Raw genomic sequence first — 24470 nt, forward strand, 5'->3', positions numbered from 1 at the left:
TTTAATGTTGTGGTGTATAGCAGGCCGTCCCATTCATGGGATGGTTTTCTTTTTATAGCCATTCCTAACTGCTATGATCAGCAATGATCTTCCAATGTCCCTTTATTTTCCTTATCAATAAGGTATAAGCCCCCTGCAGATCGCCCACGCTTCGCTGCAAATGCCACTTACCTACCACAAAACAAAGATCTTTTGCCAAAGGTCTGATTTCCAGGATCTTGAAATCCAGTTTGCCCATTGCTGCGGTATCCGGGTAGGATTTTTTGTACCTATCCAGGGTAGCCTGCCAGCCATAGGTAGGGCCGTGGCTGCCTACAAATAATAAAGAATCTGATTGCCAATACGTTTGCATAAAGCCTTCTATATTCCCCTGGTTCCAGGTACTGGTTTGTACTGCCAGCAGCTGACGGATCTCGCTATCCGGATGTTGCGCCCGTGCTGCTATAGACGGGATTGTCAACAGGATAAGATACAGGATAAAACGCATGGTAATTTTTAGTAAAAGATAAACAGTTTTTCCGAGGGCCGAGTACTTGATTATACTACCTTTGCAAAAAATCAACAACTTATGCCCGGATATGAATTTTTTGGACCGGAAGAACGCAAGGAAGTAAATGACGTGCTGGAAACCGGCATCTTTATGCGCTATGGGTTTGATGGCCCACGCAAAGGCATCTGGAAAGCAAAGGAGCTGGAACAAGCCATTTCTGAAAAACTGAATGTTGGATACACCCAGCTGGTATCCAGCGGTACGGCAGCCCTGACCACCGCAATGGCGGCATTGGGCATAGGTGCAGGAGACGAAGTGATTATGCCGACCTTCACATTTGTGGCAAGTTTTGAGTGTATCTTCTCGGTAGGCGCCACCCCGGTGCTGGTAGATGTAGATGATACCCTGACCCTGGACCCTAAAGCCGTTGAGGCAGCAATCACTCCACGCACCAAGGCGGTAATGCCTGTACACATGTGTGGTGCCATGGCTGACCTGGATGCGCTGAAGGCCATCTGCGACAAACACAACCTGATTTTACTTGAAGACGCCTGTCAATCATTTGGCGCAACTTATAAAGGTAAAGCTGTAGGCACTATTGGCCAGGCTGGCGCCTTCTCCTTCGACTTTGTAAAGACCATTACCTGTGCAGAAGGTGGTGCCATCGTTACCAACGACAAGGATATATGGACTAAATGCGATGGTTATGCTGACCATGGCCATGACCACCTGGGTGTAGACCGCGGTGCAGACCTGCACCCATTCGTAGGGTACAACTACCGCATTTCTGAACTGCACGCTGCAGTAGGCCTCGCGCAGGTTAGAAAACTGGATACTTTCCTGGGCATCCAGCGCAAAACCAAAAAGATTTTCAAAGATGCACTGTCTGCTATTCCACAGGTGAGCTTCCGCCGCCTGCCGGATGCAGAAGGAGATAGTGCTACCTTCCTCGCCTTCTTCCTGCCGGAAGAATCACAGGCCAGAGCTGCTGCCGCTGCTATGAAAGCTGCCGGTCTGCCTGCTTTCTACTGGTACGATAACAACTGGCATTATATCCGCAACTGGGAACACTTCAAGCAAAGTACGGTGTTAAGCCGTTTTGCACCAGGCCTGCAGCAGGCTATGGAACTGTACAAAGTAAAACAATTCCCTGCTTCTGACGCCATCATGAGCCGTTGCATCTGCACACCTATCAACTTAGGCTGGAGCGATGCTGAGGTAACTGAGCGTGCTGAGAAACTGGTAAATGCAGTAAAAAGTGCCCTGTAAATGAAAAAAGTAGCCTTAATACCTGCCCGCTATGGCGCTACCCGTTTCCCGGGCAAGCTGATGGCTAAACTGGGAGGTAAGTCAGTAATACTGCGTACCTACGAAAGCACCGTGAAAACAGGTGTGTTCGACGAAGTAATGGTCGTAACAGATTCCGATATTATCTACCAGGAGATTGTGAACAATGGTGGTAAAGCAGTCATGAGCCAAAAGGAGCATGAGTGCGGCACTGACCGTATTGCCGAAGCGATCGCCGACAGGGAAGATGTAGAGATCATCGTAAATGTACAGGGAGACGAACCTTTTACCCAGAAAGAGCCGCTGGAAAAACTCCTCCAGGTGTTCGAAGGCGAAGCTGGCCAGAAGGTACAGGTGGCCTCCCTGATGCAGGAGCTGAAAGACTGGGCATCCATCGAAGACCCTAACTATGTGAAGGTAGCCGTAGATAAACAGTTCAACGCTCTTTTCTTCTCCCGTTCCGTAATCCCTTATCCCCGTGATAAACAGGTGAAAACCGTTTATTATGAGCACATCGGTATCTATGCATTCCGCCGCAACACCCTGCTGGCCTTTACCCAAATGCCGGTAAGCCCGCTGGAAGCCGCTGAAAAAATAGAATGCCTGCGCTACCTGGAAAATGGCATCTCCATGAAAATGGTGGTGACTGAGTACATGGGTGTGGAGATAGATACACCAGACGACCTGGTGAAAGCAGAAAAATTATTATAACAATATTAATAGACCGAGATGAAATTCAGGAACTTTAAGATGGTTGACTATGTGGTATATGGCCGCGGATGTTTTGACCAACTGGATGAAATATTGGCTCCCCGCCGTAAAGGAGATGCTCCCATGATATTTTTCGTGGACTACTTCTTCCAGGGAAACGACGTTTTCGCTAAGCGTATCCCAGTGAGAGGCAAGGACAAAATTGTATATATTGACGTAACTGACGAACCTAAAACCAAATACGTAGACAAACTCAGAGATGAGCTGAAAGCTGAATTTGGAGAAGTGAGCGGTATTATCGGTATCGGTGGTGGTTCTGTAATGGACACGGCCAAAGCGGTATCTCTGATGATGACCAACCCAGGTTCTTCTGCTGACTATCAGGGTTGGGACCTGGTAAAATATCCTGGCGTTTACAAGGCCGGTATTCCTACTATTTCCGGTACCGGTGCTGAAGTAAGCCGTACCTGTGTACTAACAGGGCCTACCCGCAAGCTGGGTATGAACTCCGACTTTACTCCGTTCGACCAGATTGTACTTGATCCTGAATTAATCAGGGGCGTACCTAAGAACCAGATGTTCTATACTGCTATGGACTGCTATATCCACTGCATAGAATCCCTGACGGGTACCTACCTGAATGCTTTCAGTCGCTCTTATGGTGAAGAAGCCCTGCGCCTGTGCCAGGAAATCTTCCTGCAGAAGTCTGAGTGGGATGACGATGCTGACGAGAAACTGATGATGGCATCTTATGCCGGTGGTATGAGTATCGCCTATTCCCAGGTGGGTGTAGCACATGCTGTGAGCTATGGTCTGGCTTACCTGCTGGGTACCAAGCACGGCATCGGTAACTGTATCGTGTTCGACAAGCTGGAAGAATTCTATCCTGAAGGCGTAGTGGAATTCAAAGAAATGGTGAAGAAGCACAACATCGACATTCCACAGGGTATTACCAAAGGACTGACAGATGAGCAATTCAACATCATGATCGATGTGTCACTGGGTATGGCTCCATTGTGGGAGAATGCGCTGGGTAAGGATTGGAAAGAGAAAATGACAAGAGAAAGACTGAGAGCACTGTACGAAAGACTATAATCAGACTTAATATTAAAAGAGAAATCCCGGTCGCCTTGCAGCGCCGGGATTTTTTATTTTACTAAGCATGAATTATCGTTGAAACCACTTGCCTGGTGAAAATACAAATTGTTTTACAGTTTGCATCCGGCGATTTTGATAAATAAAGATCAAATAGACCGTAGCCAGCAATGTCACTATAGCGGTAGAGTAGAAGGTGATCGGGAAAAGCCTGGAATCGTTATGATAAACAAAGGCTGACAGGTAAGCGCCTATACCGATTCCTGCTTCCTGTGCAATGTACATAGAAGCCAGTGCTCTTCCTTTGTGTTCCGGTCTGCCAAGGTCGATGGTCCACGCTGTCACAGCAGGAGAGTTTAACCCTACAGATATGCCATAGATCACAGCGGCAGTAAGCATAAGCGCAGGCGTGTTGGCCACACCCAGTGTAAATACCCCGATAGCCATAATCACGGTCGCGATCTTCAATACCGGCAATCTGCCATACCGGTCAGAGACCTTACCCGCTAACAAACGGATGCTGATAGAACTGGCAGTGAAGAAGGTATAAAACAGGCCTTTGCTCGCTGGCGGCAGGCCTACATATGCACTGAAATCAGGAATGATAGTGAACAATACGCCGTAGCTATAGTAGGTGATAAATGTAACAATCACCGGTGCCAGTACCAATGGCTCAAATATTTCGGATTTAGAGATCTTGAGTGAGGAGAGGCGGAAGCCTTGTTTATTCGGCAGGGTTTCTTTCATACCGCCTACCAGGATCACTACCGATAACAGGGCGAACACGGCAGATAACTGAAACATGACGTGAATATCCCAGATAGAGGTGACGTATCCGCCTATGGCCGGGCCAAGGGCCATACCAATAGTGCTGAAGAGTCCGACCATGCCCATTGCCTCTGCTCTGCGGGTAGTGGGTACGATATCGGCAACATATGCAGCGGTACCGGTGGGCTTGAAGCCTGTGGAGAAACCATGAAAGAACCGAAGTAATAAGAAGGCGGCTACAGTGCTAACCAGGGGATAGAGCAGGCTACAGATCACACAGATCACGGAGCCGAAAATCATTACCGGAACGCGGCCAACGGTATCTGTCAGTTTACCGCTAAAAGGGCGTGACAGGCCTGCCATGAGTGTAAACAAAGCGAGAATATAGCCTTTGTATTGTTCGCCGCCCATGCTGCTGAGGTAAGCAGGCAAGTCTGGTAGCATCATGTTGTAGCTGGCGGAAAACAGTGCATTGCTAAGGCATAGCATAATAAAGTGGAAGGTATAGATTCTTCCGTGCGACTGATCCATGATGCAAAGGTAGTGAAGGGCAATAAAAAAGCCGTCTTAATTATTTAAGACAGCTCTTTAGTATCATGAAGAAGTTGAATATTAGCGTTTTACGTACTTAAACGCAGCAACCAGGAACATTGCAGTAAATAAACCGATTACTACATATGTAGCGTAATGAGCAAATGCATCTCCAGCTCTGAAAAAATCTGTGGTTTCTACGTTATTAACTACGGCAAGCAACATAAAAAAATTGTTTAATGATCCGGGGTGCAAGTTAGCACATTCATTTTAGAAAAAGGAGGAAAATTTCCGAAGCTTAATATTCCAGTAATGTCTGTACACGTTCATGCAGTCTTGACTTCGCAAGGAAATTTGCTTCCAGTTCTGCAGCAAAAGGTACGGGAGTATCCAGAGATGCACAGCGCATAACGGGAGCATCCAGCTGCTTGAAGCAGTGTTCGCCTATCCATGCGGCAATCTCACCACCGAATCCGCCGGTCAGGGTCGCTTCATGTAGCACCAGGACCTTGCCGGTGGCAACCACCGCCTGGTGAATAGCATTAAAGTCCAGTGGTTGCAGAGATCTCAAATCCAGGATGTATATAGACAACTCCGGGTGCTGATGCGCATATTCCAGTGCCCAATGCACTCCTGCACCATAAGTGATGATGCTGACATCGTCTCCATCCTGCACTACCTTTGCTTTCCCTATCTCTATTGTATAAGGTGCATCGGGCACGGGGCCACTGATGCTCCTGTACAAGGCTTTATGTTCAAAGTACAATACCGGGTTGGGATCTGCCAATGCTGCCAGCAACAACCCTTTTGCATCTTCAGGGGTAGCGGGGTACACTACCTTCAATCCCGGTGTATGCGTAAACCAGGCCTCATTACTCTGTGAATGGAAGGGGCCTGCCCCTACACCGGCCCCTGCAGGCAGTCGAATAACCACATTGGCATGCTGGCCCCAGCGGTAATGAATCTTCGCGAGGTTGTTTACAATCTGGTTAAATCCGCAGGTAACAAAGTCGGCAAACTGCATTTCCACCATACTTCTATAGCCCATCACTGACAAGCCCAATCCGGCACCTACTATAGCACTCTCACACAAGGGAGTATTGCGTACCCGTTCCTTACCGTATAAGCCCACCAATCCCTCTGTGATCTTGAATGCGCCACCATACTCCGCTATATCCTGGCCCATGAGAATAAGATCAGGATGCAGGTCCATAGCCTGATGCAGGGCATCGGCAATAGCATTAATAAACCGTTTTTCTGATACAGCACCAGTAGGAGCTATGGGGGCCGGTGCTGGCGCATACACATCAAGCGGCTCCTCATCTAAATTAAAAGTATGCACAGTTTCGTGCAATACCGCCTGTATATCGTGATCAATTTCCTGTTTTAGTGACTCCCGGATGGAATCATCTGCCAGGTTCAAAAACTGTAAGAACTTTTCAAAATGTAAGATCGGGTCCTGTTTCGCCCATTCCTCCAGCAGGGCAGGGGGAACGTATTTTGTGCCACTGGCTTCTTCATGCCCCCGCATTCTAAAGGTCATGGCCTCTATCAATACTGGTTGCCTTTCCTGCAAGGTATGGCGTTTTGCTTCGCGCACCGCATGGTATACCTCCAGGATATTATTCCCGTTGATGCGCATGCCCCGCATGCCATATCCTGCTGCCCGCTGTACCAGCTGTTCACAGCGATATTGTTCTGCTACCGGGGTACTCAGCCCATAGCCGTTATTTTCAATTAAGAAAATCACAGGCAGGCCCCACACTGCTGCCACATTCAGCGCTTCGTGAAATTCGCCTTCGCTGGTACCGCCTTCGCCCGTAAAGGCCAGAACCACTTTATCTAAGTTTTTGAGCTGAGCAGCCAGTGCAATACCATCCGCCACGGATAGCTGTGGCCCGAGGTGAGAGATCATCCCAAAAATGTGGTGCGCTGTGCTGCCAAAATGAAAAGATCGTTCCCGGCCTTTACTATATCCCAGCGGACTACCCTGCCACTGATGAAACAACTGTTGCAATGGCATCTGCCTCGTTGTAAATACACCGAGGTTACGATGCAGTGGTAATATCCATTCATCTTCATCCAGGGCTAAAGTGGCGCCTACGGCAATCGCTTCCTGCCCTATACCGGAAAACCATTTACTTATCTTTCCCTGCCGCAGTAGCAACAACATTTTCTCCTCCACCAGCCGGGGGTAAAGTAAGGCTTTGTAAAAGCCCAGCAATTGGTTATCACTGATATGTGTGCGGTCGAAGTACATCAGTCTTCATGGCTGGTCCCTGCCAGGCTATTCATAATGCCTGTAACGATTGTGAGCACAAGGCTGAACAGCAATGCCCATATAAATCCATCTACCTTGAATCCACGCACCAGCGAGCTGGCTATCATGATGATGACCGCATTGATGACTAACAGAAATAGCCCAAGAGTAATGATGGTCACGGGCAATGTGAGCAGTATTAAGATAGGTTTTACCAGCAGGTTCAGTATCGCCAATACAATTGCCAGTACAAGAGCGGTAGTGAAGCTGTTAATATTTACACCAGGCAACACATAAGCCGTAACCATGGCTGCGATGGCGCTAATTAACAGGCGGATCAGGAAATTCATACAGATAAATTTGAATGAAAGGTAAGGAAATTACAGAAATGCATCGCTTTCCCTGTAAGCCTTTATCAGTGCTATCTCTCCTTCTTTTCCGGGGTGGGCATTACCATGCTCCATGCCCAGTACGCCCTTGTATCCTTTGGAATGTAAATGTTTGAAAATGTTCTTGTAGTTGATCTCGCCGGTAGTGGGTTCTTTTCTGCCGGGGTTGTCTCCGATCTGAATATAGGCGATCTCGTCCCAGCACAAATCCATCACAGGTATCAGGTTGCCGGTATTGCGCTGCATGTGGTAGATATCATAGAGTATTTTACAACTGGGGCTATTCACCGCTTTGCATATCATATAGGTTTGTTCTGCTGTACGGAGAAAGAGGTCTGCATTGTCGCTCAGGGGCTCCAGCACCATCACGAGGCCTTGTGACTCCAGGATGGCGGCGCCGGGGCGAAGCGCTTCAATGACGTTGCCTGTTTGCACGCCGATAGGGAGGTTGCGCTCAAAGTAGCCGGGTACGAATGTAGCCCATTTGGCATTCACTCGTTTTGCGGTTTCCAGTGCCTTGCGGCATACCTTTACAAAGGTATCCCTGAACTCTTGTTTGCCGGTAGTGAGGGAGGTCTTCCAGTTGTCTCCACCGTCTATCACAAATACGCCCATTTGCATACCCAGTTTCGCCAGCAGGTTGCCAATCTTTTCCTGTTCGGCCACATCGCGGTTCATAAGGCCATTGTCTTCAAAAGACCGGAAACCCTGGTCGTACATAAATTGAATCTGGTCCAGTACATTGTTGCCGGCGCTGTTTTTAAACATCCCATCATGGGGGGCATAGTTCAGGTTAAAAGGCTTTCCAGCCTCGGTTACCGAGGGAATGGCTGCGGCAGTGGCAGCATTGAATGCAAGGGTTGACAGACCTGCCAGGGTGCCCTGCTGCAAGAATTTTCTTCTTTCCATAACGTAATGTTTATTGCATGAGATTATTAAATGTATAAAAAACATTGCTTTGCCGCAATCGATTTAATAAATTCACTATCGATTCTTTAAACCGGTGTTATGAAAAACAAATTGCTTGCACTGTCACTCGGCTGTTTGATCACCCAATGGGTATCCGGCCAGGACAATAGTCCGCCCAACCAGCCATATACGGCTACCCTTCCTGGTACTACAGTGTCTTTTAAGATGGTGCCTATTCCTGCTGGTTCGTTCAGCTGGGGGAGCCCTGTCTCGGAAAAAGGCAGGAAGGAAGACGAAGGCCCCCGCCAACAGGTAAAGATCGGGGCATTCTGGATGGGCGCACACGAAGTCACTTTTGATGAATACGATGTGTATGCCGATGCAGAAAAGGACAAAACCCCCGTTCCGGATGGTATGACCCGCCCCAGCCCGCCATACATAGACCTCACCCTGGGTATGGGTAAGCAGGGAGGCTTTCCGGCAAACAGTATGAGCCAATACGGAGCACTGATGTACTGTCGCTGGCTATATGCGAAAACCGGCATTTTTTACCGCCTGCCTACAGAAGCAGAATGGGAATACGCCTGTCGTGCAGGAGCTGCTACTGCTTATCCATTTGGCAAGGACAGCGCCAGCTTAAAACAGTACGCCTGGTATGCAGGCAACAGCGATGGCAGGTACCACAAAGTAGGGGAATTGCAGCCCAATGCCTGGGGACTGTACGATATGCTGGGCAATGTAGCAGAATGGACACTCGATCAGTATGATGTTCACTACCTGGAACAGGCGCCCGACACAGATCCATGGAAGCAACCTACTTCCAAGACGCCCCGTAGCATCAAAGGGGGCAATTACCAGGATAATGCGGCACAACTGCGCAGTGCGGCCCGCCTGAAATCTGATCCGGATTGGAACAGACGCGACCCCCAGATACCTAAAAGCAAGTGGTGGAATGCCGATGCACCTTTTATCGGATTTCGCATTATCCGCCCTGTAAAGCAACCCACAAAAGAAGAAGCCGAGCAGTTCTTTGCTGACGTGCTGGATAAATATATTGGTTCCAGATAACATGTTAAAACACTCACTATCATGCAAAAAAAAGAATTCCACTCAGGTCGTCGTGACTTTGTAAAGCAATCCTCGCTGCTGGCAGGAGGACTGTTAACCCTGCCTTTAATCAGTCAGGCCAATTTTTTCTCCGGCGCCAGCGATGTTATTAAGATCGCTGTGATTGGCTGCGGAGGCCGCGGTACAGGTGCTGCTGTACAAGCCCTGAGCACAAAACAGAATGTACAACTGGTAGCTATGGCCGATGCCTTTGCTGACCGGCTGAACGAAAGCTATGAAAACATAAAAGGGGAGCTAGGTGATAACCCTGGCCGGTTGAATGTAAAAGAGGAACATAAATTCGTAGGCTTCGATGCTTACCTGAAAGCCATTCCGCTGGCAGATGTGGTAATACTTGCCACCCCTCCGGGTTTCAGACCCATTCACTTTGAAGAAGCGGTAAAACAGGGCAAGCATATCTTCATGGAAAAGCCGGTGGCTACAGATCCTGCTGGTATCCGAAGAGTATTGGCTGCTGCTGAAATAGCGAAGGCAAAAAAGCTGAACGTAGTAGTAGGTCTGCAACGCCGCTATCAAAACTCTTACAGAGAACTGTTTAAACGTGCGCAGGATGGCATTATCGGGGATATTACTTCGATGAATGTGTGGTGGAACCAGGGTGCCCTGTGGGTAAGACCCCGCAAACCTGAATATACAGAGATGGAATACCAGATGCGCAACTGGTATTATTTCAATTGGCTCTGTGGAGATCATATCGTAGAGCAGCATATTCATAATATAGATGTAGGCAACTGGTTCATGAATGAATACCCGGTGACAGCCGTAGGCATGGGTGGGCGCCAGATTCGCACAGGCAAGGAATTTGGTGAAATATACGATCACCATGCTGTAGAGTATCGCTTTGCAAATGGCGTGGCCATGAATAGCCAGTGCCGTCACTGGAAAGATAGCGCCAGCCGGGTAGATGAAGAGATCTCAGGCACCAAAGGCCGCATTATTTGCGACAGGGCTGTGATTCAGGATCACAAGGGAAAGGTGCTGTACCAGTTTGACAAGAAACAGGAGAACCAGCCGTATCAGTCGGAGCATGATGAACTCTTTGATGCAGTCGCCAAAGGAGTATTCAAATACCAGGACGCAGAGCGGGCTGCGAAGACTACGCTTACTGCTATCATAGGCAGATTGGCTACCTACTCCGGGCAGGTCATTCCTTTTGATCAGGCATTGAAGCTGGACCTGAATTTACAACCAGCTACATATGCATTTGATGCGAAACCGCAGATATTGCCGGATGCAGATGGGAATTATCCTGTAGCAAAACCTGGTACTACGAGATACGTTTAACTTTCGCATAGTCCGGGCCTTTAAAAGCCCGGACTATTTATTATATTGAAGCATGAGGAATTGCAGAATCTTATTTGTTGTCATGTTGTTGTTCCTTTTGCAACAACCCGTGTTTTCACAGTACACTAAAATCCGAACCTGGTCAGAAAAAGAATTGCTTGCCAGCAAAGCGTTGAAGCAGGCGCACGTGGGCATTTGTATCTATGAACCTGCTACTGGTAAATATTGGTATAACTACCAGGAGGACCACTACTTTACACCCGCCTCCAACATGAAAATATTTTCTCTGTACACAGGTTTGTTGCTACTCGGAGATTCCCTTCCTGCTATCAAATACCTGGATACTGACTCAGTGTTGTATGTACAGGGCACAGCGGATCCGGCTTTCCTGCATCCGGATTATACACTGCAGCCAGCTTTCCGGTTGCTGCAACAAACCAGTAAGAAAATAGAAATTGTTCCGGCCCAAAATGAGAATGCGCGCTTTGGCTATGGTTGGTCATGGAACGATTATGCAGATTACTATCAATCAGAGCTGAATGAATGGCCTATGTATGGCAACGTAGCCAGACTACGTCATCATGGAGATAGCCTGTACATCATTCCAAAGATGTACGAGCTCACTACCAACAAAAATAATCAACTCACTGAGCTGGAAGTAAAAAGGGATGAGCGTAGCAACCGCTTCTCTATGGGCTACAATAGTACTGTAAATAAGTTGGAAGAGGAGGAAGTGCCATTCATTACCGGCGGTTTGCAAGACCTGGCTTTCCGCCTGCAGGATACCCTGCACAAGCCCGTGTACATTGCTCCCCAGGCCCCTGCCGGTTTGCAGCTTATGCACGGTATTCCCGCTGATTCTCTCTTTCTGCCCATGATGCACAGAAGCGATAATTTCTTTGCAGAGCAAACACTCATGATGTGTGCGGGGAAACTCTTTGACACGATCAGTACACAGCACATGATCAGCTACATGTTGGATCACTATTTAAAAGGACTGCCTGATACCCCTAACTGGGCCGATGGCAGTGGCTTATCACGTTACAATCTCTTTTCTCCGAGAGATTTTGTGTATGTACTCTCCGACATGTATAAAACATATCCTACTTCCCGTCTTTATAGCCTGTTTGCCACAGGAGGTAAAGGCACGCTGAAGAATTATTACAAGGAGCAGTTTGTACATGCAAAGACCGGTACCCTCACAGGCGTAGTAGCCCTGAGCGGATACCTTGTCACTAAGAAAAATAAAACACTGGTGTTCAGTGTGCTCGTAAATAATCACAACAATAGCTCCTCCACAGTCCGAAGGGAAGTGGAGCATTTCCTGACGCAGGTGTATGAAAGCTACTAGTTTTTTAAAGAATAGCTGATCAGGCGTATCGTATCAGTAGGAGAATCTTTTTCAATAAGTCCTACACTATCTGCATAATAATAATTGCCGATGGTGCCCAGGCTATAGGCTTTCCCTTCAATAATAATATAGCTGTCCTGCTTTACACCTATCACCTTCGAATAGGTAGTGCCCAGAACAGTTTTGGGTGTTCCTTTTTGAATAATATGATAATCCAGTAGAGCTGTTTCCGGATTTCCTGAAAAGGTAGTGGCTTTTACCGTATCGGACCAGTGTCCGTTTAGCGGATAATAGTCATACAATACCGGGCGAACGGCTGCCGGATGACTGGAGGTCGATGATGTATAAGCAGGTTCGTAGTAATAATAAATACCCCCGCTGTACCTGTTGTATTGCAGGTTATAACCATCACTTTGTATGAAATAGGTGTTACCCTGAATAAGGGTATCGCCGGTGATAGTCAGGGAATAATAGGAGGTATCGGTTTGCGTATTATACATGTAATGGTACACAGCGCCTTTAGTATAGGGGGCGTAATCGACGGGTACTCCCGGCATTCCTTCCAGGCTGTATTCTTTTTTACAGGCTGTCAGCATGCACAGCATCAAAATTATGGGCATAAACCCCCGAATACAGTACAGCATAATGTATCACTCTTTTATAGTTGGCAATCGGTCACAGGAATAGTCGTCCTAATTAACGTATTTGGGACACCTATAGATTTTCAGGGAGTACAAATAGCCAGATTACCGGTATTCAGGTCTAGGGTGGTATATGCGCTATAGGGGCCGATTTCTTTCTGGAACACGAGGTTACCACAGGGATCAGTGAGGGTAAGAACTAATGGCTGATTGGCGGCTACTCTTCCCAGGTAGCGGCCAGCGGAATTGGTATAACTGTAGGTGGGAATGAAGTCAATTTTGGTCGCTATTGTAGTGAGCAGATTGCCAGCCGGTACACCAACTTGTTGCAGAATATTTGCATCCAGCGTCACCTGCGGATAGGTAGTTGCAAAAAGCCAGCGGGTACCGTTCCGGATATTGCCGGTAAATTCATTGCCTTGTTTATACCCCAGTGTTTCCTGTTTCCAATATCCGCTGACGGTATCCAGGTAAAAGAGGCCAATTTGGGCAGGGGCGTTTGCCCGGTAAGGACCCGGTATCGATACAGTAAGATTGACGGGGTGCTCACCATCCGGGTGTAATGCCACATGGCTGGTATCCAGCAGGTCAACAGCCACCTGGCCATAAGAGATCAGCCCCACTACATTACCATTGTTATCAATCCCTCTCAGATCGCCCGCCATGCGGGTTGGATGGTCTGGGTCGGAAGGAACAATGATATCTACAGCCACAGCTACTGTGCCCTTATAGACCTGGTTACTGGCAGTATGGATCTGGTTGGGCGAGAATACGATATTCGCACCTGTAAAGCCAATATTGCCCACCGCACTACCGGAAAACGAAGTTGTAAGATCCCTGGCCTTCAGGGTCACCTCCAGGTATTGCTGGCCGTAAGCATGCGCCATCAAGGTACGGAACCCATTGATATAACCATCTTTTTTAACAGAGATAACAGCAGCATTCGTATCGACCGTGACATTGGAAAGCGAAAAGTGACCACTGGAATCAGTCGTGGTGCTTAGATCGCCGCAAAATACCATTGCGTTGGGAATGGGGTGCCGCTCATCATCTATGATCAGGCCCTGAAATGAGGAGGGGGCTGTGGGCTTCTCTTCTACGGGATTGACTGTTTCGGAGAGAATAGTCTTTTTACATGCAGTTGCGACCAATAGTAACAAAAGAGGGGACAATCTTAACCAGTACATAGTATCAGGAAAAAAGCGGGATTAGCACTTCCGATAAAGGTATAGTAAATAATTGATTTACAATACATGAGGCTGACCTGCAACTACAAGCCAGCCTCATTAAGGTCAAAAAAAATCTTATACTCCCAGGCTCCATCCCTGACGATAAGTTCTCTTCACGAACTGATTTGCATCGTCAAAGTTGGTCACCTTCATATTCTTATTATCCCAGAGCAGTTTTACATAACGGCCCGGATAAGTGGTTTTACCATTTTCTTCCTTGCGGATGTCGAAGCTTCTGATGGCCAGGTTTGCCATCAGCAGTGCTTCAGTCAGCGGACCTGCAATAGAGAAAGGAGAGGAGATCGCCTTGTCTTTATCACTGTTATAACCAGCTATAGCAGCATTTACCCACTGTACATAGTGACCTTCCGGCACGCGTGCATATTTCTGTGGTACTTTCACCTGTTGGGTGCGGCTGGTAGGCAGCAATTTAGGATCGCGACCATAGGTACCACACATCATTTTACCTTTTGTACCGATAAAGATAGCGCCGTTACCACCGTCCCCCATTACTTCATTGGGGCCCAGTTCTTCAGGTCTTTCAGGTTGGATACCACCGTCCATCCAGTGAAGGGTTACTTCCTTGCCTTTGTGATCTTCGAATTTCAGGATTACGTGAGAGGATGGAGGGCAACTTTCAGGGAAGTAGCCTCTCTTGAATTCATCTACATATACGCTACCAACGCTACATTCTACTGACTTGGGAGAGCCCAGGCCCAGGGTACGGAATGGCGGTTCGATGATGTGGCAACCCATATCGCCGAGGGCCCCGGTACCGTAATCCCACCAGCCACGCCAGTTGAACGGAACGAGTTTATCAATGTAATCTTTGTAAGGGGCAGTACCCAACCACAGGTCCCAATCCAGTTCTGCAGGTACGGGAGCTTTCATGTCTGACCAGGGAATGCCTTGTGGCCATACAGGTCTGTCGGTATAGCAATATACGGTGTGTACATCGCCAATAGTGCCGGCATCGTACCATTCACGCAGTTGGCGTACGCCATCGCCACTGGAGCCCTGGTTGCCCATCTGGGTTACGACTTTGTACTTTTTGGCTGCTTCGGCAAGCATGCGTGCTTCGTAGATGTCGTGGGTGAGGGGCTTTTGCACGTATACGTGTTTGCCCAGCTGCATGGCGGCCATAGCAGCAACAGCATGCTGGTGGTCCGGTGTGGATACCGTCACCGCATCTATGTTCTTATGCTCCTTGTCGAGCATCTCCCTGAAGTCTTTGTAAAACTTAGCCTTTGGAAAGCGCTTTACACTATTCGCAGCACGGCGGGTGTCTACATCGCACAGGTAGACTATGTCAGAAGGGCCTTTTGCAATTTCCTCCAGATCGCTTTCTCCTTTTCCGCCAACGCCAATACCAGCTACACGCAGGCGGTCACTGGGTGCAATGAATCCTTTTCCACCTAATACATGACGCGGCACGATCATAAATCCGGCAGCTGCAAGTGCGCCATCTTTCAGAAACGATCGGCGGGAGACCTGATTTCCCGGGGTGTTTTTTTCGTGGACCATATTAACAATGTTTATTTAGTTGAGACTGATTTATACCATATCGTGGATCGCTATTTGCGTCTTATACGGGTTTTAAATTATAAATTTATTTTTAAAGAAAGAAGGTAAAATATAGCAATGGCATACATCATCGGAGTAGATATAGGAACCAGCAGTGCCAAAGTGATAGCGGTAACAGAGGATGGGAGCGTAAAGGCGCACTGCCAGCATGAATATACTATACGGCAACCCAGGCCGGGATATAGTGAACAAGACCCTGCCTACATTCTGGCAGCAGTGAAGAGTGGGATCAGTAATGTAGCTACTACTATGAGGGAGGCGCCGGCGGCTATATCTTTCAGTAGTGCCATGCACAGCGTGATGATGATGTCGGAACAGGGGGAGCAACTGACGCCATTGATCATCTGGGCAGACAACAGGAGTGAGGCCGTTGCAGACAAGCTGAGAGGTACTCCGCAAGGATGTAAAATTTATGAGCAGACAGGTACTCCTATCCATGCCATGAGTCCATTATGCAAGATTATTTGGTGGAAGGAGAATGAAGCGGAATTATACAAACAGGCTGCCTGCTTCATCGGCATTAAAGAATATATCTTCTATCATTTCTTCGGTAAGTACATCACCGATCATTCCATTGCTTCTGCTACAGGGCTATTCAATATCCATGAACTTCGCTGGAATGCAGATTCCCTGAGTCTCGCGGGCATTACTGAAAAACAATTGCCGGAGGCGGTGAGCAGCGATACCATTCTCACTGGCTTAGACCCTATTATTGCGGCAGAGCTGAATATCCCTGTGGATACAAAATTCATAGCCGGCGCCAGCGACGGTTGCCTGGCACAACTAGGCAGTAACGCCCTCGATGCCGGCCATGCGTCCCTGACTATTGGTACCAGTGGCGCCGTGAGAATGGCAATACCTGCTGCCATGACGGATCAGTACAGCAGATTGTTTACTTACATCCTGACCCCGGGCCGTTTTGTAATAGGGGGTGCTATCAACAATGGAGGTGTATTGCTCCAATGGTACCTGGATAAATTTCTGAAAGCAGGGATGAACATAGATGCAGGTTTACAACAGGCCTTTGCTACCCCTGCGGGAGCAGAAGGCGTAATCTGCCTGCCTTATCTACATGGAGAAAGAGCACCTGTATGGGATGGACATGCAAAGGGTGCTTTTATTGGTGTACAACCACAGCATACCCAATGGCACTTTATGCGGGCGATACTGGAAGGGATGGCTTATGGGTTATTAAGTATTACGAAAGCCCTGGAAGAAACGACGGGGGAGGTAAAGAAGATCTCAGTGAGCGGTGGGTTTACAGCCTCAAAAGAGTGGGTGCAACTACTGGCAGATGTGTTCCAGCAACCCATGTATATGACGAAGGAGAGTGATGCATCTGCAATGGGCGCCGTGATGCTGGCGGCTGCCGCTACGAAATTAAAAATAGCCCTTACTGCGGGGGAGGAAACCGTTTTTGAACCGGACACGGCCAAAGCGGAACTTTATCAAAAAGGGTATGAGGTGTATATAAAACTATACGAGGCCCTGAAACCCGTATTCCCTATTATGTAAAACGTCATGCCGGGAGGCATGACGTTTTGTTTTTTTATCAACCGCCGAACATCTTAGCGAGGTCGGTCAGTTTAAATGATATATACGTATACTTTCCACCGGGTGCCGCATTTGGCATGGCACAGGCAAAAAGTTCATCTATAATATTCTGCATTTCTTTTGTGGTCAGTGATCTGCCGGAAGGGATGGCATTGTTTCTCGCCATAGATCGCACGAGTTGTTCCCGTTTATTAACCTTCAGTTCACTGCTGTAGTGTTTGAACTGTTCCAGCAGTCCTTCGATGCTAGCCTGTTCGTTGCCACTCTGGATATCTGCCGGTGTACCTCTTACTACAAAGGTATTGTTGCCAAAAGGTTCCAGGTCGTAACCCAGCACCTGCAGGTCAGGGAGCATTTCACTGATCAGGGCAGCATCGGCTGGTGGCAGCTGCAGGGTTTGTGGGAACAGGCTTTGCTGGGCCGGTACCGGTGTTTCCTGCAGGGCACGCAGGTAACGTTCATAGAGAATGCGCTCGTGTGCAGCCTGCTGATCGATCAGGATAAAGCCTGACTTGATCTGTGACAGGATGAACTGCTGGTGTACCTGTACGGGTACTTTCTGATCGATGGTATTGTCCTGCCAGCGTTCGTCAATCACAGAAGCGGTAGATGACCGGCTTTCGAAGCCCACAGCCGGTGATGGCTGTGTCAGGGGTGCTTCCCGCTCTTCCCTGCTATAAGAATCGGAGGATTTGCCAATATCGTAAAGGTCTTTCCAGTGTTTCAGGTTACTGCTGCTCTTATCGATCACGTGTGCCTGGTTGGCCTGGGTAAAGCTCTTGTACAGTGAAGTAGTGGCGGACTGTTCCTGGCGCTCAGCGGTAAATGGCTGGCTCACGGCATCCAGTTGCTGAATATCGGGATCCAGTTCAAAGTTGAGGGTGGGCATCACATTGAATTGTGCCAGTGAATGCTTGATAGCTGACTGTACAAATGCATACATCACCTTTTCGTCGTCGAACTTGATTTCCTGCTTGGTCGGGTGCACGTTGATATCCACATGCCCCGGATCGAGGTCTATAAACAGTACGTATAATGGATAGCTATCTGCCGGGATCATATCGGCATAGGCCGTCATGATTGCATGGTTCAGATAGGGGCTCCTGATAAAGCGGTTGTTGACAAAGAAGAACTGGTCGCCCCTGGTTTTCTTGGCGGCATCCGGTTTACCTACGAACCCGTGAACGTCCATATAGTCAGTACTTTCCTTTACAGTTACCAGCTTTGAGTTGTAGTGCTGGCCGAGGATAGCAATGACACGCTGCTTCAGGGATCCTTTTTCGAGGTAGAAGAGCTGTTGTGTATTGTTGAGGAGGGTAAACTGGATTTGTGGAAAAGCCATGGCTACCCGGATGAACTCATCTACGATGTGTCTCATCTCGGCGGCATTGCTTTTCAGGAAGTTACGCCGGGCTGGTACGTTGAAGAAGAGGTTCTTCATTGCAATAGAGGTTCCTTCCGCCGTTTGGCAGGGTTCCTGTTTCCTGACGGCACTATTGTCGATCTCGATATAAGTGCCAATGTCTGTACCGCGCATACGGGTCTTCAGTTCGACCTGCGATACGGCGGCGATTGAAGCCAGCGCTTCACCCCGGAAGCCCATCGTTCTGATCTGGAACAAGTCTTCAATGGTCTGGATTTTAGAGGTGGCATGCCTCTCGAAACACATGCGGGCATCTGCTTCACTCATTCCTTTACCATTATCAATTACCTGTACCAGTTCTTTTCCGGCATCCCGGATGATTAGTTGAATTTCCGTTGCACCAGCGTCCACCGCATTTTCCAGCAGTTCTTTCACTGCTGAAGCTGGCCGTTGGATCACCTCACCTGCTGCGATTTGATTGGCTATGTTGTCTGGTAATAGATTGATAATGTTCGCCACGTATAATGTGCCTTTATGCCGTAAAGTTAGGAAAGTTTACTGTTGATTCCGGAGGCGGGGATAAGATGCTGGCAAAATGTGAACTAGCGTTTTGTTATTTCCACAAAGTGCTGTATTGGCGGGCCTTTCGGCGCTTTGGGGATAGTGTGGATATGTTATTAACATTTCCACCTTGTTAACAAGTCGTTAATCGCCGTGATTTTCAACCATCTACTGTGGGAATCTGATAATTTTGACCCTCGCAGTATAAAAACGTATTTGATTAGGGAAAAAATCAGCATATGGAAGACGAAAAAAAGAGTGATGTATATTCCCGGACGGATACCAACAAGGTGAGTCTGACTAATGAAGAATGGCAAAAGCGCTTAACTCCCGAAGTGTATCATATAGCACGGGAAAAAGGCACAGAATGGGCTTTTACAGGCAAATACTGGAATTCAAAAGATAATGGCACTTACTATTGTGCCGCCTGCGGCAACCCACTGTTCGTATCCAATGCCAAGTTTGAGAGCAGCTGCGGCTGGCCCAGCTTTTTTGAACCGGTGACCAAAGGCAGTGTCATCTATGCTCCTGACAATTCGCACGGTATGCACCGGACCGAAGTAATGTGTGGTCGCTGCAAAGCCCACCTCGGACATGTATTCGACGACGGCCCTCCGCCAACAGGCTTACGGTATTGCATCAATTCTGTTATCCTCGATTTCGAGGGTGACAAGCAGTAAATGTATTACATACAGGAAAAGGACTGACTGAATAGACTTTGGTCAGTCTTTTTTGTTGGCATAATAGTAGTTACGACAGATAAGCCTGCAGCTCGTTGACATAGGAGGTAGGCTCAAACTCGATGATTTCATACAGCGCCAGCTGGAACTTGTCCAGCGGATCTTCGCTCATGATTTCCTCTACTTCCTTGCGACTCCCTGCTTTGCATATGATCAGGCCACCGGATTTAGGTTTCCTGCGACCTGCCAAAATAAATTTACCACTCTTATAGTACTTGTCAAGAAATGCTCTATGCTGCTCCATATAGTGTTCTATGGCAGCGACAGGTCTGATATATTGTAACAGGATCAGGTACATGATAGCGTTTCAATAATAGGATTTAGTGATCATGATTGGAAACCTTAGTGCAAAGGTATAAAACTATTGCAGCATTTAATTTTATAATACTCAATATAAATGAATGGATTGCGATATCCCTGAAAACAGCCACATATCTAAAAAAGCTGTAACTTAATATTATCCACTCATAGCTTTACTAACGAAAAACAAAGTACTTTAGCATCCAGTATATCTATATTATTAAATTTCAGATCCCCTTTTTATGACAAAAATGTTTTCCAAAGTTTTGTTAACTGCTGTTACTGCGGCAGTTATATTGTCTGCATGTTCGAAAGTACCTGATCAAAGCAAATATATCCCTAAAACCGCAGGTGTGGTGCTGAGCATCAACAGCAAGCAGATCACAAATAAACTGGTGACCAACGGTCTGACCATGGAAAAAGTGATTTCCATATTGCAGGATAAGGATACCGCCAATCCTGCTATGAAAGCATGGAAAGATGCTGAAAACTCGGGTGTGGACCTTCAGAATAATTTCTTCGTATCTGTTGTATTCAACAATAACCAACAGTCTTACGTGACCCTCACCGGTGGCCTGAAAGATGCTGGCAAGTTCGAAGCTTACCTGAAAAAGACCCTGCCGAACTTCTCCCTGAAAAAGAAGACTGACTTCCAGTATGTATGGGAAGCTGACCAGGATGCTGTAATCGGCTGGAACAAGGAAACTGTCATTTACATCCGTGGTGTAGATGCCAACAAACTGAAGAATGGTGGTATACCAGGCGGTATTCCCGGTGGCGGTTTCGATGAAAATGAGGATGACAGCAGCGCTGTAGATAGCGCCGTGGCTACACAGGTTCGTTACGAATCGACCGATGCCGAAGCTACCTGGGTAGCAGAGGCCGATCACCTCTTCCACCTGAAAAAAGACGAATCTGCAGCTGACATCACTGCATTCCATGACCTGCTCAAGAACAATGCTGACCTGAGCGTATATGTAAACCCTGAACCAATGTATGCTTCTCAGGGTTCCGCTATTCCTGCAAACCTGAAGAAACTGCTGGAAGGTAGCTACTATACCGGCGCCATAAACTTCGAGAAAGGTAAAGTGGTAATGGACGGTGTATCGTATGCTGGTAAAGACCTGTCTGAGATCTACAAGAAATATGGTAAATCAGAAGCAGACGTAAAACTGCTGGAACAATATCCTTCTGACAATATCCTTGGCTTTATGGTATACGGTTTCGACTTCCGTATGATAGGCGATATCGTAAAAGCAACCGGCCTGGATGGTATGGCAAATATCAGTATCCGTATGTATTCCGGTAATCAGAACCTGACATTGGACGATATCCTGAACGCCTTCAACGGCCAGATGTTCTTTGCAGCTTCTGACCTGAATGTAAGAAAAGCACCAAGCACTATCGTACCGGAAGACTCCGTAACCAGGACTGACCTGAAATGGGTGTTTGCCATGAAAGTAGGGGATAAGGCAGCTTTTGAAAAAGTAATGAGCATACCTGCCCTGCAGACATTTGTAACCAAAAAAGGAGACAAATATGTACTGGCAGAAATGGCTCAACAGCCAGGTATGCCAGCAGTGTCTATCGACGATAAACTGATTGCTGTAGCAAACGATCAGCCTACGCTGGATGCTTACCTGGGTGGTAGGAGCAAAGCCGGTGGACTGGACAATAGCTTCGTCAGCAAAATCAATGGCAACCCAATGGGTGCTTATATCAACTTCGAAAAGATAAGTGCTGCTATTCCTGACAACCAAATTCCTGAAAGCGGCAAAGCCATTGCCAGCCAGGTAAAAGACCTGCTGAAAGATGCCACTGCTATTACCCATCCTTTCGATGGTAAGACACAGCATTCTGAAGTAGTACTGAACTTTAAGAAACAGGATGAGCACAGCCTGGTTCAACTGGTGAATCTTGGTACCAATGTTGCCAAAATTGTACAGGAAGAAAAGAAGGCAGATACATCAGTAGTATATTAAAGACACAGAAATTTTAAATCAAAAGATCATCCTGCTCATTCGGAGCAGGATGATCTTTTGATTTAAAAAATATGAATCGCAATATGCAGTTACAACTAGAAAACCTGGTTCCCATTCCCCTCAGGGACAAAATCCTGCAGCGTACTTCGGAGATCTGGAACCAGGCTGTTACATTTACTCCCGGCACTTTTGTGAAAATAAAAGCACCATCGGGTACAGGCAAGACCACCCTGGTCCACTACCTGTACAACATCCGGAACGATTATACCGGACGGGTGCTGGTGGATGGCCAATCCTGGGATGCATACAAGAAAGAACAGATTGCCCGCATGCGCCAGCAGCAGGTCAGCGTCGTCTTCCAGGACCTCCGCATCTTTGACCAACTCACCGCACAGGAAAATATAGAGCTTAAGAGAGTAATGCTACCCAATCCATTTTGCACCGCTGAAAAGGTTGCAGAAATGGCAGCCCGCCTGAGCGTGTCCCACATCCTGAGCCAAAGCGGCAAAACACTCTCTTACGGAGAACGTCAGCGCATCGCCATCATCCGTGCACTGGTACAACCATTCGAATGGCTCATCATGGATGAACCCTTCAGCCATCTGGACGATGCTAATGCACAAAAAGCAGCTGAGCTGATTGCAGAAGAATGCCATGCCCGCAAAGCCGGGTTTATTTTAACAGACCTGGACAATGACAGCAGGTTTGCCTACGACATACATTTCAATCTATGAAACAATCGTTTTTTGGCTTACTCAAAAAGATTATTCAGACCGGCATAGGCAAAGGCCGCCTGGTGATGGCTACTGCCGGCCTGGGTATTGCCATGTTCCTGTTGCTGCTGGCTATACAGATGCATACAGACTTTGATCAGTTGCTCTACAACCAGCAGAACCAGAATGAAAGCGCAGACTTTCTTGTTATCAACAAGAAGATCACCAACGATATGATGGGGCAGCCGGAAAAAAGTGTGTTCACCCCTGAAGAAATAGCCGATATCAAAAAGCAGCCATTCACCGCTGCCTTTGGCTTTATTACCTCCAACCAGTACAAGGTTACTGCCGCTGCCCCCGGCGATATGCACTTCTATACCGATATGTTTTTTGAAGCCGTACCCGATACTTTCATTGATGTAAAAAATGAAGACTGGAAATGGCAACCGGGGGATAATACCATTCCTATTATTCTGCCAAACGATTTCCTTAATCTATACAACTTCGGCTTTGCGCTGAGCCAGGGATTGCCACAGATTTCTCCCGAGACGATCAAAGCACTCCCCATGAAAATCACGATTTCCAAAGGGCTGCTTACACAGGAATTCACGGGTAGAATCGTTGGATTTTCAGACAGAATTTCTTCCTTCCTCGTGCCAGGTAGTTTTATGGACTGGGCGAATGGAAAGTTTGGCAGCGGACAGACTACTGCCCCCAGCCGCGTGATCATCAAAACAAAAGATCCTTCCAATCCTGTACTGGTCAAATACCTGGAAGATAAAGGGTATAGCACTAACCAGGACAAACTCAAATACAGCAAAACAAAAGTAATTTTGCAAACCATCGTTTCTGTAATCGGCTTCTTTGGTTTGATATTATTGCTCTTTGCGTTGTTAGTCTTCAGCATGTTCATACAGGTAGTGATTGCCAGTTGTAAAAAAGAAATACAACTGCTGGTCACCTTAGGTACTGCACCCCGCCAATTGCAGCGATACCTGATGCGGCAATTCGTGCCTTTGTATATATTTACAGCAATCATTGCACTGGCATTTATTGCGGTATTGCAATGGAAAGCAGCTGGTATACTTGCAGCAAATAAGATGTTTGTACCTTCATGGATAAGCCCTGGCACCGCCGGAGCAGCCGTACTGGTGATCATACTGGTATACATCGTGAACCTGCGGAGTGTAAGGCGATATATCAACGAGATCAGTTAATTCAATCTATTCTTTCTAACATATAAAATGCAAGTTGAACATGTTTGTACACGTTGTAAATTTTTATCTGAAAGCAGATCTTTCGGCAGCTGATATCAAAACATTTGAAGAGGGCGTGAAGTCCCTCAGCGCTGTGGAAACCCTCGTGACGTTCAATGTAGGCAAACCTGCAAATACTGACAGGCCAGTGATCGACAAGAGCTACAGCTATTGCCTGCTCACTGCGTTCAATGACGAGGCCGGACACGACACCTACCAGGTACATCCGGTGCACCTGGCATTCGTAGAAAACTGCAAACACCTGTGGGAAAAGATAGTGATCTTCGATTCAGAGTCTTTCTAAAAACAGCGCCAGCTACATCATTAAAAGGGTATTGAGCATT

General features: G+C 47.4%; 22 protein-coding genes. 12 read left to right on the top strand and 10 right to left on the bottom strand.

Annotation, left to right across the window (positions count from 1 at the left end; all coding sequences use genetic code 11):
• Window positions 1-64 precede the first annotated feature (64 nt).
• Complete coding sequence (locus tag ABDW16_RS01780; RefSeq protein ID WP_343667394.1) at window positions 65-487, bottom strand: nuclear transport factor 2 family protein; 423 nt, start codon at window positions 485-487, stop codon at window positions 65-67.
• Between the two features lie 81 nt (window positions 488-568).
• Here ABDW16_RS01780 and ABDW16_RS01785 point away from each other — a divergent pair, with 81 nt between their 5' ends.
• From ABDW16_RS01785 to ABDW16_RS01795, 3 genes are read left to right on the top strand one after another with little or no spacing between them, the layout of a single operon-like run.
• Window positions 569-1759: a DegT/DnrJ/EryC1/StrS family aminotransferase gene (locus tag ABDW16_RS01785; RefSeq protein ID WP_343667395.1), complete on the top strand. Its 1191-nt coding sequence runs from the start codon at window positions 569-571 to the stop codon at window positions 1757-1759.
• The gene (gene kdsB / locus ABDW16_RS01790; RefSeq protein ID WP_343667396.1) at window positions 1760-2488 is read left to right on the top strand and encodes a 3-deoxy-manno-octulosonate cytidylyltransferase; all 729 of its coding nucleotides are present in this window, start codon (window positions 1760-1762) and stop codon (window positions 2486-2488) included. It begins immediately after the preceding gene.
• 18 nt (window positions 2489-2506) lie between these two features.
• Window positions 2507-3583 carry an iron-containing alcohol dehydrogenase family protein gene (locus tag ABDW16_RS01795; RefSeq protein ID WP_343667397.1) on the top strand — a complete coding sequence of 359 codons (1077 nt, stop codon included), beginning with the start codon at window positions 2507-2509 and terminating at the stop codon, window positions 3581-3583.
• A 72-nt stretch (window positions 3584-3655) separates the two neighbouring features.
• Here ABDW16_RS01795 and ABDW16_RS01800 read toward each other — a convergent pair whose 3' ends face one another.
• The 4 genes from ABDW16_RS01800 to ABDW16_RS01815 form a co-directional block, all read right to left on the bottom strand.
• A complete protein-coding gene (locus ABDW16_RS01800) occupies window positions 3656-4882 on the bottom strand; it encodes an MFS transporter (protein ID WP_343667398.1) in 1227 nt (408 codons plus the stop codon).
• A 298-nt stretch (window positions 4883-5180) separates the two neighbouring features.
• The gene (locus tag ABDW16_RS01805) at window positions 5181-7142 is read right to left on the bottom strand and encodes a thiamine pyrophosphate-dependent enzyme (RefSeq protein ID WP_343667399.1); all 1962 of its coding nucleotides are present in this window, start codon (window positions 7140-7142) and stop codon (window positions 5181-5183) included.
• Window positions 7142-7492, bottom strand: coding sequence for a phage holin family protein (locus ABDW16_RS01810; RefSeq protein ID WP_343667400.1), 351 nt, complete (start codon window positions 7490-7492; stop codon window positions 7142-7144). The genes ABDW16_RS01805 and ABDW16_RS01810 overlap by 1 nt, the downstream gene beginning before the upstream one ends.
• A 30-nt stretch (window positions 7493-7522) precedes the next feature.
• Complete coding sequence (locus ABDW16_RS01815; protein ID WP_343667401.1) at window positions 7523-8440, bottom strand: TIM barrel protein; 918 nt, start codon at window positions 8438-8440, stop codon at window positions 7523-7525.
• A gap of 99 nt (window positions 8441-8539) precedes the next feature.
• On the opposite strand from ABDW16_RS01815, the gene ABDW16_RS01820 reads away from it, so the two are divergent.
• From ABDW16_RS01820 to ABDW16_RS01830, 3 genes are all read left to right on the top strand, one after another.
• Window positions 8540-9508, top strand: a complete 969-nt coding sequence (locus ABDW16_RS01820; RefSeq protein WP_343667402.1) for a formylglycine-generating enzyme family protein — start codon at window positions 8540-8542, stop codon at window positions 9506-9508.
• Window positions 9509-9529: 21 nt separating this feature from the next.
• Complete coding sequence (locus ABDW16_RS01825) at window positions 9530-10852, top strand: Gfo/Idh/MocA family oxidoreductase (RefSeq protein WP_343667403.1); 1323 nt, start codon at window positions 9530-9532, stop codon at window positions 10850-10852.
• Between the two features lie 82 nt (window positions 10853-10934).
• Window positions 10935-12203: a D-alanyl-D-alanine carboxypeptidase gene (locus ABDW16_RS01830; RefSeq protein ID WP_343667404.1), complete on the top strand. Its 1269-nt coding sequence runs from the start codon at window positions 10935-10937 to the stop codon at window positions 12201-12203.
• Here the strand turns inward: ABDW16_RS01830 and ABDW16_RS01835 are convergent.
• From ABDW16_RS01835 to ABDW16_RS01845, 3 genes are all read right to left on the bottom strand, one after another.
• Window positions 12200-12823 (bottom strand): hypothetical protein, encoded by a 624-nt coding sequence (locus tag ABDW16_RS01835; RefSeq protein ID WP_343667405.1) that lies wholly within the window; start codon window positions 12821-12823, stop codon window positions 12200-12202. The two genes, ABDW16_RS01830 and ABDW16_RS01835, sit on opposite strands and share 4 nt — an antisense overlap.
• Window positions 12824-12927: 104 nt before the next feature.
• Window positions 12928-14031 carry a carboxypeptidase-like regulatory domain-containing protein gene (locus ABDW16_RS01840; RefSeq protein ID WP_343667406.1) on the bottom strand — a complete coding sequence of 368 codons (1104 nt, stop codon included), beginning with the start codon at window positions 14029-14031 and terminating at the stop codon, window positions 12928-12930.
• A gap of 117 nt (window positions 14032-14148) precedes the next feature.
• Entirely contained in the window at window positions 14149-15597 is a 1449-nt protein-coding gene (locus ABDW16_RS01845; protein ID WP_343667407.1) for a Gfo/Idh/MocA family oxidoreductase, read from the bottom strand.
• 117 nt (window positions 15598-15714) lie between these two features.
• On the opposite strand from ABDW16_RS01845, the gene ABDW16_RS01850 reads away from it, so the two are divergent.
• Complete coding sequence (locus ABDW16_RS01850; protein ID WP_343667408.1) at window positions 15715-17172, top strand: gluconokinase; 1458 nt, start codon at window positions 15715-15717, stop codon at window positions 17170-17172.
• A gap of 37 nt (window positions 17173-17209) precedes the next feature.
• On the opposite strand, the gene mutL is transcribed toward ABDW16_RS01850, so the two are convergent.
• Window positions 17210-19093, bottom strand: a complete 1884-nt coding sequence (mutL, locus tag ABDW16_RS01855; protein WP_343667409.1) for a DNA mismatch repair endonuclease MutL — start codon at window positions 19091-19093, stop codon at window positions 17210-17212.
• Between the two features lie 281 nt (window positions 19094-19374).
• On the opposite strand from mutL, the gene msrB reads away from it, so the two are divergent.
• Complete coding sequence (gene msrB, locus ABDW16_RS01860) at window positions 19375-19815, top strand: peptide-methionine (R)-S-oxide reductase MsrB (RefSeq protein WP_343667410.1); 441 nt, start codon at window positions 19375-19377, stop codon at window positions 19813-19815.
• A gap of 70 nt (window positions 19816-19885) precedes the next feature.
• Here msrB and ABDW16_RS01865 read toward each other — a convergent pair whose 3' ends face one another.
• Window positions 19886-20173 carry a YciI family protein gene (locus ABDW16_RS01865; RefSeq protein ID WP_343667411.1) on the bottom strand — a complete coding sequence of 96 codons (288 nt, stop codon included), beginning with the start codon at window positions 20171-20173 and terminating at the stop codon, window positions 19886-19888.
• A 244-nt stretch (window positions 20174-20417) separates the two neighbouring features.
• On the opposite strand from ABDW16_RS01865, the gene ABDW16_RS01870 reads away from it, so the two are divergent.
• From ABDW16_RS01870 to ABDW16_RS01885, 4 genes are all read left to right on the top strand, one after another.
• The gene (locus ABDW16_RS01870; protein ID WP_343667412.1) at window positions 20418-22157 is read left to right on the top strand and encodes a DUF4836 family protein; all 1740 of its coding nucleotides are present in this window, start codon (window positions 20418-20420) and stop codon (window positions 22155-22157) included.
• An 83-nt stretch (window positions 22158-22240) separates the two neighbouring features.
• The gene (locus ABDW16_RS01875; protein WP_343667413.1) at window positions 22241-22891 is read left to right on the top strand and encodes an ATP-binding cassette domain-containing protein; all 651 of its coding nucleotides are present in this window, start codon (window positions 22241-22243) and stop codon (window positions 22889-22891) included.
• Window positions 22888-24087 carry an FtsX-like permease family protein gene (locus ABDW16_RS01880; RefSeq protein WP_343667414.1) on the top strand — a complete coding sequence of 400 codons (1200 nt, stop codon included), beginning with the start codon at window positions 22888-22890 and terminating at the stop codon, window positions 24085-24087. The genes ABDW16_RS01875 and ABDW16_RS01880 overlap by 4 nt, the downstream gene beginning before the upstream one ends.
• Before the next feature lie 40 nt (window positions 24088-24127).
• Window positions 24128-24430, top strand: coding sequence for a Dabb family protein (locus ABDW16_RS01885; RefSeq protein ID WP_343667415.1), 303 nt, complete (start codon window positions 24128-24130; stop codon window positions 24428-24430).
• Window positions 24431-24470: the final 40 nt, after the last annotated feature.

The sequence above is a fragment of the Chitinophaga sp. genome (assembly GCF_039596135.1).
Lineage (GTDB): Bacteria > Bacteroidota > Bacteroidia > Chitinophagales > Chitinophagaceae > Chitinophaga.